The following is a 12,789-nucleotide window of genomic DNA, read 5'->3' as shown; positions in this document are numbered from 1 at the left end:
CCAACTTTTGCTTCTCAACTCCGTTAATCTTTTCCACGCATCCACTGGCATACGAAGCATAGAACCGTATCAAGCGTCTTTAACAAAGCAGTGACTCACGATAAGAGTTATCCGGCGCATTGCGCTCGCAGTCCACCGGGATAACTACTATCCCGGTAAACTAAGATATCGATCTACCGGGATAAGTCATATCCCCAGTGCGTCGAGCGCATGAGAGGAGTCAGCTGTGGCAAAGACAGTCGAATTGGAATGGATCCCTGCTGATGGCAGCGGTCTTTCTCGACGCGCCAAGCAAGGCGGGAAGTATTATGCTTTTGTTCCCGATCCCCTCGCAGGTATGTCGTTGAAGCTTCCGTCCGAGCTCTCGCGACGTATCGTTCGCATCGAGCGGGAGATTCACAATCTTGGGATGAGAGACAATACCCACTCGCTTGAAGGAGTTGCGCGACTCCTGCTCCGTTCTGAGGCCGTCGCTTCCTCCCGGATCGAGGGAATCGCTCCCAACTCCGACAAAGTAGCCATGGCGATCCTCGCGCGTGAATCAGATTCCGGAATTCGGGGTTTCAAAGAATCCGCAACAGCTGTCGCCCGCAATGTCGCCATCCTCGACACCATCAATGCAGACTTGGCTTACAAAGACGAGCTGGTCCTGGATGACATTGTTGCAATGCAGACTGCACTCGTTGCAGAAAAGCCTTTACAAGGAGTACGTACTACTCAAAACTGGATTGGCGGGTCTGACTATCACCCCATCGGTGCGGCTTTTGTCCCCCCGCCTCCTGTAGAAGTCCCAAGACTCCTCGACGATCTCATTGAATACTTCAACGGGGCAGACCACGCCGCGCTCGTTCAAGCAGCGCTCGTTCATGCCCAGTTCGAGACCATCCACCCATTCCCGGATGGGAACGGGCGCGTGGGACGAGCCATGATTCACGCGCTTTTGCAGCGCAGAGGGCTCACCGATGCTGCGGTTCTCCCCGTCAGTATGGTTCTGGCAACGCTCGGTGACCGTTACGTCGACGGACTCACGAAATTCCGCGAGGGTGACGTGCTGGCATGGATCTCTTTCTTCGTCGAGGCTGCACAAGTCGCCACCACCAAAGCAGCTGAACTTGCGGATAGCGTCGCCGCCCTAGAAGCAGAATGGATGGACAAGGTCAATCACCACCGCACTGCGCAAGGAAGCAAGCGCGCATTGAAATCGAATTCGACGGAGTTCCAACTGCTCAAGAAGCTTCCTGCCATGCCTTTGGTCACGGTGCCCATTGTGAAGTCCGAGCTGGGGATTTCATCGACAAGCACGGCCCGAGACGCGCTCGATTCACTCACCGAGGCTGGCATTCTGCGTAAGAAAGTCATCGGTGCGGGCGGGCTTCTCGGTTACTTCGCTGACGATGTTTTCATGTTGGTCGACGATGCTGAACGCCAACTCGCTTCGACGCAGTTTAATACTCGGCTTTCACCTCCGACCAACCGAGCAGTTCCAGCCCTTCGCAATAAATAAGCAGTAATCAATAGTGGTCACCTACTTCGTTTCCTTACATAAGGCAAAGCGTCGTGCTGATGCGACGCTGCAGGAGGGGGCATCGGAAAGCTCAAAAGAGACCGTCACTAAAAGTGACGGTCTCATCATGACGCAGGTTAGGTGCCCTTGACGTTGAGGATCTGGCGCAGGGTGTGCTTGACCTCAACGAGCTGGGCGGCATCAGCCATCACGCGGTCGATGTCCTTGTAGGCGTCCGGAATCTCATCGACGAACTCGGCGCCGGGACGATAGACGATGCCTTCCATGCGTGCGGCAAGATCCGCCTCGGTGAAGCGGGCCTTGGCCTGGGTGCGCGACATGACGCGACCCGCGCCGTGCGGCGCAGACTTGATGCCCGGCGGGTAGCCCTTGCCTTCCACGACGTAGCTAGTGGTGCCCATCGAGCCGGGGATGAGGCCGCGGTCGCCTTCGTCCGCCTTGATGGCGCCCTTACGCGTGAGCCACACATTTTTGCCGTAGTGGCTCTCACGTTGGGTGTAGTTGTGGTGGCAGTTGATGCGCTCGAGCTCGAGGGTCTCCCGGTCTGCGCCGGCCCAGGTGGCGACGCAGTCGAGGAAACGGTCCATCATCTCATCGCGGTTGAGCAGCGCAAAGTGCTGTGCCCAGTGGAGATCCGCAATGTAGGAGTCGAACTCTTCCGTGCCCTCGACGAGGTAGGCCAGGTCCTTGTCCGCGAGCTGGATCCAGTGCTTCTCGCAGTGACGCTGCGCGGCCTTGATGTGCTTCTGTGCGATCTTGTTGCCCACGCCGCGCGAGCCAGAATGCAGGAACAGCCAGACGCGGTCCTCTTCGTCGAGGCAGAGCTCAATGAAGTGGTTACCGCCGCCCAAGCTGCCCAGCTGCTGACGCCAGTTTTTGGAGTGGCCGAGATCCACGCCAGTGTCCTGGGCCAGCTGCGAGAGCTCGCGCGTGCGGGCCTCGGTGCGCGGGTCCATGATCCAACCGTTGTAGTTTCCGGGCGAGAGCGGAATGGAGTCTTCGACCGCGGTGCGCAGGTCCTCGAGAGCGAAGTCCTGGATGTCCGCGTGGGTGAGCCCCGTGCGCACGGCAATCATGCCGCAGCCGATATCCACGCCGACGGCCGCCGGGATGACGGCGCGCAGCGTGCCGAAGACAGTGCCGACCGAGGAGCCCTTGCCAAAGTGGGCATCAGGCATGAGCGCCACATGTGGGTAGACGAAGGGCAGGTCAGCGACGAGTTGTGCCTGCGCCACCGTCTTGTCTTCAACAATGGAGGCGAAGTTGTGCAGGCGCATAAGAGAGCCTTTCTCTGCGTTTGCGTAACGCAGTTCGTGAGAAAGGGCCTGCTTGGGCGGCTGACTTATAAGTTGTGCGCGCGGGTCGCGCGGCTGGCACCAACGTCCGGGATAAGCAGGGCCGCTTTCCCGGGAAATGGTCAAGTCAGCCTGTTAGAAGAGTTGCTTAAAGAGGCGTCCTAGCGGCTGATTGTTATGGGTCATCATCGCGGTTCGCCTCCTTTATGCTTTCTTGTTCTTCTTCTTTCGGGCTGTTAGTGCTGCGTGTGAGCCTACACGATCTACGCGATTTCTACATGCGATTGATGATGCAAGGAAATTCACCCAACCACGAAAACTTGACACCGTCCATTCAACCGCATTCACTGCCTGCTCATTTGTTCGTCCGTCTGGCGGGGTGTCGTGCGCCGTGACAAGCTTCGTTTAATCGTTCAGCCCGCCTCGCCCTAGTCGAGAGTGGGCTGGATCTTTATCTGGGTTATGCAGCAAGAGTGCACTGGGCAAGGCCGACGTCGTGGTCGCCGGCGGCATCGACGAGCGCTTCATCTCCCGCGCCAACGACCCGAACGAGTCCGAGCTGCACTCCCTGCTGTGGCCAGCGATTGGCCGCGATGAGGACCAGCCGATGTTCGTCATCTCCCAGAAGACGCTCACCGGCCACTCCAAGGCGGGTGCCGCGCTCTTCCAGACCGGCGGCATCATCGACGTCTTCCGCACGCACCGCATCCCGGCGAACGTGTCCCTGGACTGCGTCGATCCGCTCATCGCCCCGAAGGCGCCGAACCTGGTGTGGCTGCGCTCCCCGCTGGACCTCGCCGCGGCGGGCCACAGCGTGAAGGCCGCGGCACTGACCTCGCTTGGCTTCGGCCATGTCAGCGCGCTCATCGTCTACGCCCACCCAGGCGTGTTCGAGCAGGCCGTGTCCCAGCAGCGCGGGGCGGATGCCGCTGCCCAGTGGCGTGAGCGCGCCGAGCAGCGCCTGCGCGCCGGCCGCGCCCACTTCGAGGCTGGCATGCTGGGCCGTGCCCCGCTCTTCGAGGTCATCGAAGGCCGCCGCCTGCCGGCGCAGGACGCCAAGGCCGCCGAGATTGCCATGCTTCTCGACGACTCCGCGCGCCTCACCGAAGACGGCACCTACCCCTCCGCCTAAGGCCCTAGCCCCTAACAGCAAGCCCTAAGAACAAGCCGAGGACGTCCGCAAAGAAACGGGCCTCCTCGGCTTCTTTTTCTGCCTGCGCCCCTCGCCTCGTGATAGTTTTCGCATAAGGCACCGTTTACTTGATTGCGAGACTTCCACGAACCAGAGGACGAAGCATGGATATTGAAAAATTCCTCATGACAGCTGTCGGCTCACTCAGCGTCATTTCCCTTGCTGGTTGGCTCATCGCTGATTACGAGTGGTCAACCAGGGCCACAACGGTTATGGGGTTTGGGTTCCTTATCTCGGCACTGATTAACAAGCACAGGCAAGAAAAGGCCGCGGGCCAACGCCGGGTTCCAGAAGAGTCTGTGCAGTAACCACCCGGCTTCACAACTGCCCTATCTGCCAAACTTATCGCCGATCCATGCAACGCGGGGGCAAGGTTTTGGCAACTAGGCGCGTTCTTCCTCTGGCTCTTCTGCTGCCTCATCCTGTACCTGCCGCGCATTATCTGAAATCTCACGCGCCCTCTGCTCCAAGCTCTCCTGGGCGCGGGCCTGGGCTTGGGATGAGTTCTCGGCGCGCGGCGGGGCTTGGATGAAACGCTCGGAGTGCAATCCCAGCTGCAGCTCCTTGGCGCGCAGTACCTCCGCATCAATCTTGATGCCGACGATCAACACAGTGTTCATCAACCACGTGGCCACGAAGACCGCCATGACGGTACTCAGTGCACCATAAGCGCTGGCCGCAGCAAGATACTTCAGGTAGAGGCCTACCAATCCCCAGGACACGACCGTGCCCACGAGCGCCACCACGGAGCCATAGGTAATCCACCTAAAACGCCCGGGCCGCACGTTGGGGCTGAAGTGATAGAGCACCGCGATAAGCGTGAGAACCACAACCACGGTAACTGGGAAGCGCAGCCAGTTCCACACCGGGAGGAAGATTCGCACCAGGTACGTGGCGGCATCTTCTAGTCCTACGTTGCGTGCAAGCGGAATCAGCCCCTCATTAAGAACTGCATCACGCAGCAAGTTGGCAAAAAGCACGATGACCGCGCCGACCACGATGACTGCTGTCAACCCCCACATCAGCGCCCACGTGCGGATGATGCCGCGGCCCTCCACCCGGCCGTACACGGTATTGGCTGTCCGCGAGAAGGCCCGCACATACGCCGAGGCAGAAAACAGCGAAATGGCCAGGGAGATGATCAGCGCCAACGTGCCCTGCGCGCTGGAGCCGATAATCGTGCCGACAATCATGTGGGCTTGCTCAGAAAGCGAACCGGGGACGTACTGTTCGATGAGCTCTGAGGTCAGCTTCTCTACTTCCGCTTGACGGGAGGAGAAGATAAGCGTAGCGATGGAATAGGCGGCCAGCACCGTGGGCGCAAAAGCCATAAGGGTGAAGTAGGTCATCCCGGCGGCACGGTCCATGAAGGCATCGTGGAAGAAGTCATTCCACGTGCGGCGGATGACCAGGCCCCAGCTCTCCTTGCGCAGGCGGTTACCTTTGGCAAAAGGATCACGCGCATCATCGTGCCCCTGGACCTCCAGGATGGTCGGGCCCTTAAACGGCACGATGGTCTCTGGCTCTTCGGCCGGAATAGCGTTGCCGACAATCTCCTCTTCGCTCATATCTGACCAGCGTATGCGGCACAGCCCGCATTCAGGGGAAGGACACTCGGGCCACAGCCAGAGCCGTGGTTACACTGGGGAGGCATGACTGAGAAGAACACTGAGAACAAGATCAACGTAAAGTCCTTCGAACTCGATCACCGGCTTGTCGCCGCCCCCTATATCCGCGTCGCCGACCGCACCGACCTGGGCGGCGGGGTCGAGATTATCAAGTATGACCTGCGCTTCTGCCAGCCCAACAAAGAGCACCTCGGTACCGAAGCACTGCACTCGGTCGAGCACATGATGGCCAACTTCATGCGCAACTACACCGACAAGCTCATTGGTTTTGCCCCGATGGGCTGCCGTACCGGCTTCTACGCCATCACCAACGGCATGGAGCAGGATGAGCTGCTCCGCGCTGTCGACGGCGCGCTCAATGACATCCTCAATGCCACTGAGGTTCCCGCCGCCAACGAGGTGCAGTGCGGCTGGGGCGCCCACCACTCACTCGAGGGTGCACAGGAGGCCGCACGCAACTTCCTCGCGGCCAAGGAAGAGTGGCTCAACGTCATGGCCTAGCCACCCAAGTCCTTCTTAAATACTCACACCCAGCCAGATGGGCTCCGGCTCCAGCGTCACGCCGAAGGCCTTCTGAACCCCGGCGCGGATGTCGCGGGCCAGCGCAACGATATCGTCCGCAGTGGCCTCACCGCGGTTGGTCAGCGCCAGGGTGTGCTTGGTGGACAAGGTTGCCTTCGCACCCGATTCTTCACCCGGGTAGCCCTTGGCAAAGCCGGCGCGCTCGATGAGCCAGGCGGCGGAGAGCTTTTCCTTTTCTTCTCCAGATGCGGTGGACGGCACCGCATGGCGGGGCATGCGGTCAGCATCCTCGTCACCGCGGGCGGCGCGGACTGCTTCCTGGATGGAATCGGCAAGCTCGGGCTCGACGATGGGGTTGGTGAAGAAGGAACCGGCCGACCATGTGTCGTGGTCCTCTGGGTCGAGCACCATGCCCTTGCCGCGGCGCAGCTTCAGAACGTCCTCACGGACCTCGGCCACGGGACGGCGCTCACCGGGGTTCTGGGTGAGCTGGCCAAAGCGCAGGGGCCTCGACAGGCCGTCGGTAGTCAGCTGCAGCTCGACGGCCAGCACCACGCCGCGCCCGGTGAACTTCAGGTTGGAGTAGCGATAGGCCAGCTCCAGGTCCGCGGCCGACACCCACGTCGCAGTCCGGGTAGCGCGCTCGTAGAGATAAACCTGCGTGAGGACGTCGGAGGTCTCCGCACCATAGGCGCCGACATTCTGCACCGGCACGGCACCCGCATTGCCCGGAATCCCGGAAAGGCACTCAATACTGCCCAGGCCGCAGTCCACGGACAAAGCCACGACGTCATCCCACACCGCGCCCGCATCAGCACGCACGAGGCCACTGGCCACGGAGACGTCGATGTCCTCAAAGTCGAGGATGACCACCACGACATCCAGCTGACCTTCCGCCACCACGAGGTTGGAGCCACCGCCGACGACGAGGTAGTCCTGGGAGGCGTCGTCAAGCACTGCTAATGCCGCGATGGCAGCCTCAGCGCTGGCGCACCGCACCGTCACCAGCGGGGCACCGCCGATGCGCAGCGTCGTGAGATCGGCGAAGGTGGTCTCGGAATCAAGCGTGACTCCGTCAATATCAGCGAGGGTCAGGAATTTATCTAGCACGTCTACCAAGGTAGTCTGTAACTCATGTCAACCCGTAGCGAAAACACCGTGATCATCAACCAGCCCATCGATAAGGTGCACAAGGCACTGTCCACCCAGGAGTACTGGGACTTCATCGTGGCCAAGCTCTCCCCGGAACCGGGCACCGTGCACGAGTTCACCGGCAACACCGCCGTGCTCTACGAGATTCTTCCGACCTCCCTCCTCCCGGAGGCCGTCCGTGCCATGGTCTCCCAGGACCTCAAGGAAAAGCGCACCGTGACCATCGGCGAGGTTGTCGATGATCAGATGTCCGTCTCCTTCACCGCTGACGTCAAGGGCACCCCGGTCGACTTCAAGGGCGACATCACCTACAAGGGCCAGGGCGAGTCCACCGCTCTGGATTACGTCTCTGAGGTTTCCGTCAACATCCCGATGATGGGCGCTGCCATCGAACCGAAGGTCGCTGAGGCTCTGCAGGAGCTCTACACCAACGAGGGCAAGCTCACCGAAGAGTGGATCTCCAACAACCTCTAAACAGCTCTCTACAACGCAGTTGTTGCCATGGCCGATCACGCGCATAACCTGAAAGCTCAGGAAAGCGCTGGTCGGCCTTTTGGCGTTGTTACCCGCGGCACCACCAACCCCAACCGCCTGCGCCGCTGCGATCGCTGGATGGTGGCGCACCCGGAAATCTCCTCGCTGCTGCGCTCCACTAAGGAACCGCTGGCTCTCGACGTCGGCTACGGCGCCTCCCACACCACCACGGTGGAGTGGGCCGGCTGGCTGCGCAGCGTTAATCCTCATACCCGGGTGACGGGTTTGGAGATTTCCCCCGAGCGCGTGCTGCCGCCGCGCGATGGCGTGACCTTTGAGCTCGGCGGCTTCGAGCTGGCCGGCTACCACCCACAGCTGGTGCGGGCCTTCAACGTGCTGCGCCAGTATGACGTGGACCAGGTAGAGAAGGCCTGGGAGACGGTGACCTCGCGCTTGGCACCGGGCGGCTTCTTCGTGGAGGGAACCTGCGACGAGCTGGGGCGCAGGGCGGCCTGGGTGCTTCTCGACGCCTCCGGCCCACGCACCCTAACCCTCGCCTGGGATCCCTTCGACGTTGCCCGCCCCAGCGATATCGCGGAGCGCCTGCCCAAGATCCTCATCCACCGCAACGTGCCGGGCGAGCCGATCCACGAGCTCTTGCAGGCGGCCGACGCCGCCTGGGACCGCGCCGCCGGCTGGTCTCCTTATGGCCCGCGGGTGCGCTGGCGCATGGCGCGCGAAGAACTCCGGCAGACAGTTCCCATCCATCCGGTACACCGCCGCCTGCGGGATAACGTGCTCACAGTGGATTGGAACCTGGTAGTTGGCCATCTTTAAGCCGGTGCGCCACACTAGTAGTCATGGCTTCTTCTAAATCTTCCGCCTCGACGGCCTGGAAAATCTTCATTGGCGTACTCGTGGTACTCCTGCTCATCATCTTGGTAGCTGAGCTCGGCCTGCGCTGGTTCTTGGGTTCACAGATGAAGAGCCAATTTACCCAGTCCGCCAAGGAGCAGGGCGTGGAGACCTCCGAGGAACCGGAGGTGAGCTTCGGTGCTAGCCCCATGGTCTTTGGCATGCTCAACGGCAAGATTCCGCAGATGGATATGAAGACCCCGTCCACGCTGAAGATTGATGGCACCAACATCGCTGGCCAACCGGCTGCGGATGTCCACGTCGAAGACATGACGCTGTCCCAGGAGCCGGTCGCGGGCACTCTGCGGGCCTCGACGACGGTCCCGGATCAGTTCCTGCTTGCCAGCTTCCAGAAGGCCATTGCTGAGCAGTCCGGCTATGACGCCTTGGGCAACCTCGTGGTGACCGCAATTACCGCCAACGATGCTGAGGATGACCTCGAGGTGGAATTCGCCGGTGGTCTGGCCACGCTCTCGCTCAAGCCGGAGGCTCGCGACGGCAAGCTCGCCATCGATGCGAAGGAAGCATCGCTCTTCGGCTTCGACCTGCCGGAGCAGGCAACCTCCGCGATTTCGAATGCCTTGGCCGAAGGCATGGAGGAACAACTCGCGGGGCAAAAGCTCACCTTTGAATCCGTGGACGTCGGCGCCGGCGAGCTCACGCTGACCCTCATTGGCCACGACGTCCCGATGAGCGAGCTCGATTCCGCCACGGCGCCAGCACCGGAATCGGCACCGGCCAACTAAGGCTTAAGAATTAGGGCGCAGGCTCTCTACGGTGAGCTGCGTGTCTAGGTCTTCGTCGTCTGAAACGACGGACCCCGGATCAACAAGGGATTGATAGCCCGCCTGCTCCGCCAGGCGGGCTATTTCTTTAAGCGGCAATCGCGAGTCTTCGGGAAGAATGAGCCCTAAACGCACGGGCAGCGGGCAGGCCTCGCGGAGGGTGACGAGCTCGGAGAGGAGCGAGGTGGCGTCGCCAAGCAGTGCATCCACCGCAACCCACACCTCTGCGGCGCCTGATTGCACGGCCAGCCGCGCCTCCGCCGCCTTAACCAAAGAGTGGTGGCGCCCAGTGGGATAGCCGGCAACGGCAATGACGTGCTCGGCGCCCTCGGCGGCAAGCACATGGTGCGGGGAGACAAGCACTCGCTGCTGCCCCGCGGATTGGGTCCGCACCTCCTCCAGGGAGGCCTCAAGCAGGTTCAGCATTAGTAGGAATAATCGCCGTTGATGATGGCCTTGAGCTGCGGGCGCACATCAAACCAGTACACGCCGGTGATGATGGCGCCAATCCAGCTGACAAAATACAGCGGCAGGTTCATCACCAGGGCGGAACCGACGAGCAGCCCGACCCATACCCATTTGTTCTGGCGGTCACCGGCGCGGAAGGCATCCTCCCGCGTCATCGCCGCTAGGACGGCACCGATGAGGGCAAAAAGGGATACCGCCATAAAAATGTACTGCGGTATCGACGAAATAATATTTAGAAAAGTGTGCATTAATTAATTCTCGTCAACGACTTCGCCGTCGATGACATCGTCGTTCGGCTTTGCTGCATAGGGGTTGCGCGGGCTCTGCGGCTCCTGCGGCTGCTGACCCGCCGCGCGCTGCTCCTTGGCGTTGTTGATAGCGCCCTGAACTCCCTCACGGGTCTCATTGAAGGCGGTGTTGAAATCCTCACGAGCCTTCACGAAGGACTCCGAATTGCGGGTCTCGCGTGCAGCGGAGGACACAGACTCCCCGATGTTCTTGGCCGTGGAGGTCACGCGGTCAAAGAAGGACTCTTCCTTCGCGGTGCCATCACCCATGCCCGCCGCATCAGCGGCGCGGGCAATGCGTTCCGCCTGCGCGTTCTGGGCCTGGTTCTGGCGCTCTTCCTTGAAACGGCCACCAAAATCCTTGGCCACATCAAAAGCAGAGGAACCGGCATTCTTGATTGAGTCAAATACGGACATGGTCGTCACTCCTTGTTAGACGCCAAAAAGCAGATGATTAACAGTGTAGATAACCAACCCAGCCAGTGCACCCACGACCGTGCCGTTGAGGCGAATGAACTGCAGGTCCTTGCCCACCATGAGCTCGATATTCTCGGAGGCCTCCTGGGCATCCCAGCGCTTAATGGTCTCCGGGATAATCGCGATGATCTCCGGTGCGAACTTCTCCACCGCGTAGCGCGCGGCCTTGTCCACGAACGCATTGGCCTGGGCCAGGAACTCCGAATCTTCCAGCAGGCGGTGCGCCAATTCTTTCACCTTGGCGGTCATCTTCTGGCGCAGGAAGGACTCCGGGTCGGTGAGCTGTTCAATGAGCGTGGAGGAGACCGTCGCCCACATTGCCGCCGGGGCCTTCTGCGCCTGATCGGAAGTCAGCATTTCCTGCTTGATTCCCTCGATGCGCCCGCGCATATCTTCATCCCACTGCAGGTCCGAGGACAACTTGGACAGGTTGCGGCGAATGGCCAGGCGGGCCTCGTGGTTGCCGTTGCGGCGGACCTCATCGGCGAACTCCACGAGCTCGGCGTAGACCTTCTCCCCCACCATCTCGCGGGCAAAGCGCGGCGCCCAGCCGGGCATGCGCTCATCGATGGCGGTGACCACCGTGGATTCCATGCCGAGGATCTTTCCGTGCGCCCAGTCAATGAGGTCATCTTCCAACGGCCGCGCCTTGCCTTCCGCGATATAGCCCTCCAACAGACGGCCCAGCGGCGGGCCCCACTCGGGTTCTGCCAGACGGTCCATGACCTGGGTGCGGATGAATTGCTCTGCCTCCGCCGGGTCTAGGTCCGCGACCACGCTGGCGGCGCGCTCACCAATCCACGCGGAGACCTCCTCCGCCCGCCCAGGCTCCACGCCCTGGCGCGCCAGCCACAGCGGTAGCTCCGCCTCCCGCACCTTGGCGCTGAGCGCATCCGCGGTGAGGAAGTTCTCCTCCACGAAATCCTTGAGCGCATCACCCACGCGGTCCTTGTTGTTGGGGATGAGCGCGGTGTGCGGGATGGGCAGCCCCATCGGCCGGCGGAACAGCGCGGTCACGGCGAACCAGTCCGCCAATCCACCGACCATTCCTGCCTCCGCCGCCGCGCGCACGTAGCCCACCCAGACGGGAGCCCCGCTTGCCGACGCCTGCCACCACGAGCACCCCAAAAAGATCACCGCCGCACCAATCAGGAAGGACAGCGCAATCGCCTTCCAGCGGCGCAAGTCCGCCCGGCGCGTCTCCTGATTTCCTGGCTGCGGCACAAACGACGTCTGCGCCGCCGACGTTTCCTGAGCCGGCTCAAGCCTTGCGTCCGCGCGGTGCGTCATGGGTTGGTTCTCCTTGGGTCTGCGTAATGATGGGGAATAGTGAATCCATTAATCAACATTAGTGGGCGTACCGGACACATTCGATAGCCACCAACACTAAGATCGACTCCTAGCTTTATGAACGCCAGCCTGCCGAGAGCCCGTTTGTGGTTCCGTGATTCACGCCCCCTTGCAGTGACGCACCAGGGCATCTTTCGTGTTGGCGTAGCCGAGGGTGGTTGCCACGTCCTTGCCGTAGAACAGGACCTGCCCGCCCGAGGTAATGGTTCGGATCGTACCGAACTCGTGGTTGGTTAACACATGTAGCGCGGTAGCCATGACCGACTCCTTTTCCGAGAGCCGGGTAGACAATCGCGGGCGCGGGATACGCCAGGCTCTCACCTGTCAGGCACGGCAGGCACCGAAACCGGACACGGTGTGAGGAAGGCTCTCGCCCCATACGCCCCCGAGCACCGACAAATCCGGACGGGTCAGAGGGCACACTGGTGTGTGAACGAACCGATGGCCCCGTGCCCCGTGCTCTTGCTTCGGCGTCATCAACCAAGTAGCCTTGTAATCAACATGACCGGTTCCGCTGCCCGCCTCGGTGGGAGTCCAGGGCCGGTCTTCGTTTTTGTGTCAAACAGGGGTGCGCGTGGAGCAGGTGAAGCAGGGCCTAAACGACAAAACGTGTTGTTTTCCGGCGTGTCGAGTTAAACGACAGATTGTGTTGGTGGGGGTTGGGGTTTAGCGTATGTGACCTTTGCGTATTCCCATAGAGTGGTTGTAGGCAGTGTCGA

General features: G+C 61.2%; 14 protein-coding genes and 1 pseudogene. 7 read left to right on the top strand and 8 right to left on the bottom strand.

The window, feature by feature from the left end:
• Positions 1–226: 226 nt before the first annotated feature.
• Positions 227–1,504 (top strand): Fic family protein, encoded by a 1,278-nt coding sequence (locus ACUY3D_RS10960; protein WP_070561553.1) that lies wholly within the window; start codon positions 227–229, stop codon positions 1,502–1,504.
• A 137-nt stretch (positions 1,505–1,641) separates the two neighbouring features.
• Here ACUY3D_RS10960 and ACUY3D_RS10955 read toward each other — a convergent pair whose 3' ends face one another.
• A complete protein-coding gene (locus ACUY3D_RS10955) occupies positions 1,642–2,802 on the bottom strand; it encodes an RtcB family protein (protein WP_448241115.1) in 1,161 nt (386 codons plus the stop codon).
• Positions 2,803–3,349: 547 nt separating this feature from the next.
• On the opposite strand from ACUY3D_RS10955, the pseudogene ACUY3D_RS10950 reads away from it, so the two are divergent.
• Positions 3,350–3,952 (top strand): annotated as a pseudogene (locus ACUY3D_RS10950) (hypothetical protein); the annotation flags it as partial.
• A 164-nt stretch (positions 3,953–4,116) separates the two neighbouring features.
• Positions 4,117–4,320 carry a hypothetical protein gene (locus ACUY3D_RS10945; protein WP_070686580.1) on the top strand — a complete coding sequence of 68 codons (204 nt, stop codon included), beginning with the start codon at positions 4,117–4,119 and terminating at the stop codon, positions 4,318–4,320.
• 75 nt (positions 4,321–4,395) lie between these two features.
• Here the strand turns inward: ACUY3D_RS10945 and ACUY3D_RS10940 are convergent, their stop codons facing one another.
• A complete protein-coding gene (locus tag ACUY3D_RS10940) occupies positions 4,396–5,580 on the bottom strand; it encodes a YihY/virulence factor BrkB family protein (protein WP_448241114.1) in 1,185 nt (394 codons plus the stop codon).
• An 84-nt stretch (positions 5,581–5,664) separates the two neighbouring features.
• Between ACUY3D_RS10940 and ACUY3D_RS10935 the strand changes: the two genes are divergently transcribed.
• A complete protein-coding gene (locus ACUY3D_RS10935) occupies positions 5,665–6,141 on the top strand; it encodes an S-ribosylhomocysteine lyase (RefSeq protein WP_070521145.1) in 477 nt (158 codons plus the stop codon).
• A gap of 15 nt (positions 6,142–6,156) precedes the next feature.
• On the opposite strand, the gene ACUY3D_RS10930 is transcribed toward ACUY3D_RS10935, so the two are convergent.
• Complete coding sequence (locus tag ACUY3D_RS10930) at positions 6,157–7,272, bottom strand: UDP-N-acetylmuramate dehydrogenase (RefSeq protein WP_448241113.1); 1,116 nt, start codon at positions 7,270–7,272, stop codon at positions 6,157–6,159.
• Between the two features lie 24 nt (positions 7,273–7,296).
• Here ACUY3D_RS10930 and ACUY3D_RS10925 point away from each other — a divergent pair, with 24 nt between their 5' ends.
• From ACUY3D_RS10925 to ACUY3D_RS10915, 3 genes are read left to right on the top strand one after another with little or no spacing between them, the layout of a single operon-like run.
• On the top strand, positions 7,297–7,788 hold the full coding sequence (locus ACUY3D_RS10925; protein ID WP_070521152.1) for a DUF2505 domain-containing protein: 492 nt from the start codon (positions 7,297–7,299) through the stop codon (positions 7,786–7,788).
• A gap of 27 nt (positions 7,789–7,815) precedes the next feature.
• The gene (locus tag ACUY3D_RS10920; RefSeq protein WP_070708055.1) at positions 7,816–8,625 is read left to right on the top strand and encodes a class I SAM-dependent methyltransferase; all 810 of its coding nucleotides are present in this window, start codon (positions 7,816–7,818) and stop codon (positions 8,623–8,625) included.
• A gap of 23 nt (positions 8,626–8,648) precedes the next feature.
• Positions 8,649–9,449 carry an LmeA family phospholipid-binding protein gene (locus ACUY3D_RS10915; RefSeq protein ID WP_070624577.1) on the top strand — a complete coding sequence of 267 codons (801 nt, stop codon included), beginning with the start codon at positions 8,649–8,651 and terminating at the stop codon, positions 9,447–9,449.
• A gap of 3 nt (positions 9,450–9,452) precedes the next feature.
• Here the strand turns inward: ACUY3D_RS10915 and ACUY3D_RS10910 are convergent, their stop codons facing one another.
• The 5 genes from ACUY3D_RS10910 to ACUY3D_RS10890 all read right to left on the bottom strand — a co-directional run bounded on the left by ACUY3D_RS10910 (position 9,453) and on the right by ACUY3D_RS10890 (position 12,328).
• Positions 9,453–9,914, bottom strand: a complete 462-nt coding sequence (locus ACUY3D_RS10910; protein WP_070708052.1) for a deoxyribose-phosphate aldolase — start codon at positions 9,912–9,914, stop codon at positions 9,453–9,455.
• The gene (locus ACUY3D_RS10905) at positions 9,914–10,204 is read right to left on the bottom strand and encodes a DUF2516 family protein (RefSeq protein ID WP_070561538.1); all 291 of its coding nucleotides are present in this window, start codon (positions 10,202–10,204) and stop codon (positions 9,914–9,916) included. Before ACUY3D_RS10905 ends, ACUY3D_RS10910 begins: the two co-directional genes overlap by 1 nt.
• A 3-nt stretch (positions 10,205–10,207) precedes the next feature.
• The gene (locus tag ACUY3D_RS10900) at positions 10,208–10,660 is read right to left on the bottom strand and encodes a CGLAU_01105 family protein (protein WP_070521169.1); all 453 of its coding nucleotides are present in this window, start codon (positions 10,658–10,660) and stop codon (positions 10,208–10,210) included.
• A gap of 15 nt (positions 10,661–10,675) precedes the next feature.
• Positions 10,676–12,010: a DUF445 domain-containing protein gene (locus ACUY3D_RS10895; RefSeq protein WP_448241112.1), complete on the bottom strand. Its 1,335-nt coding sequence runs from the start codon at positions 12,008–12,010 to the stop codon at positions 10,676–10,678.
• 159 nt (positions 12,011–12,169) lie between these two features.
• Positions 12,170–12,328: a BRO family protein gene (locus ACUY3D_RS10890; protein WP_284847572.1), complete on the bottom strand. Its 159-nt coding sequence runs from the start codon at positions 12,326–12,328 to the stop codon at positions 12,170–12,172.
• Positions 12,329–12,789: the final 461 nt, after the last annotated feature.

This window comes from Corynebacterium guaraldiae (assembly GCF_053480195.1).
The sequence above is the reverse complement of the archived record's forward strand: the minus strand, read 5'-3'. Positions and strand labels throughout refer to the sequence as shown.

Coding starts and splice junctions, on each gene's coding strand:
- ACUY3D_RS10955 (WP_448241115.1), bottom strand. CDS start 2,802: ATGCGCCTGCACAACTTCGCCTCCATTGTTGAAGACAAGACGGTGGCG.
- ACUY3D_RS10945 (WP_070686580.1), top strand. CDS start 4,117: ATGGATATTGAAAAATTCCTCATGACAGCTGTCGGCTCACTCAGCGTC.
- ACUY3D_RS10940 (WP_448241114.1), bottom strand. CDS start 5,580: ATGAGCGAAGAGGAGATTGTCGGCAACGCTATTCCGGCCGAAGAGCCA.
- ACUY3D_RS10935 (WP_070521145.1), top strand. CDS start 5,665: ATGACTGAGAAGAACACTGAGAACAAGATCAACGTAAAGTCCTTCGAA.
- ACUY3D_RS10925 (WP_070521152.1), top strand. CDS start 7,297: ATGTCAACCCGTAGCGAAAACACCGTGATCATCAACCAGCCCATCGAT.
- ACUY3D_RS10920 (WP_070708055.1), top strand. CDS start 7,816: ATGGCCGATCACGCGCATAACCTGAAAGCTCAGGAAAGCGCTGGTCGG.
- ACUY3D_RS10915 (WP_070624577.1), top strand. CDS start 8,649: ATGGCTTCTTCTAAATCTTCCGCCTCGACGGCCTGGAAAATCTTCATT.
- ACUY3D_RS10910 (WP_070708052.1), bottom strand. CDS start 9,914: ATGCTGAACCTGCTTGAGGCCTCCCTGGAGGAGGTGCGGACCCAATCC.
- ACUY3D_RS10905 (WP_070561538.1), bottom strand. CDS start 10,204: ATGCACACTTTTCTAAATATTATTTCGTCGATACCGCAGTACATTTTT.
- ACUY3D_RS10900 (WP_070521169.1), bottom strand. CDS start 10,660: ATGTCCGTATTTGACTCAATCAAGAATGCCGGTTCCTCTGCTTTTGAT.
- ACUY3D_RS10895 (WP_448241112.1), bottom strand. CDS start 12,010: ATGACGCACCGCGCGGACGCAAGGCTTGAGCCGGCTCAGGAAACGTCG.
- ACUY3D_RS10890 (WP_284847572.1), bottom strand. CDS start 12,328: ATGGCTACCGCGCTACATGTGTTAACCAACCACGAGTTCGGTACGATC.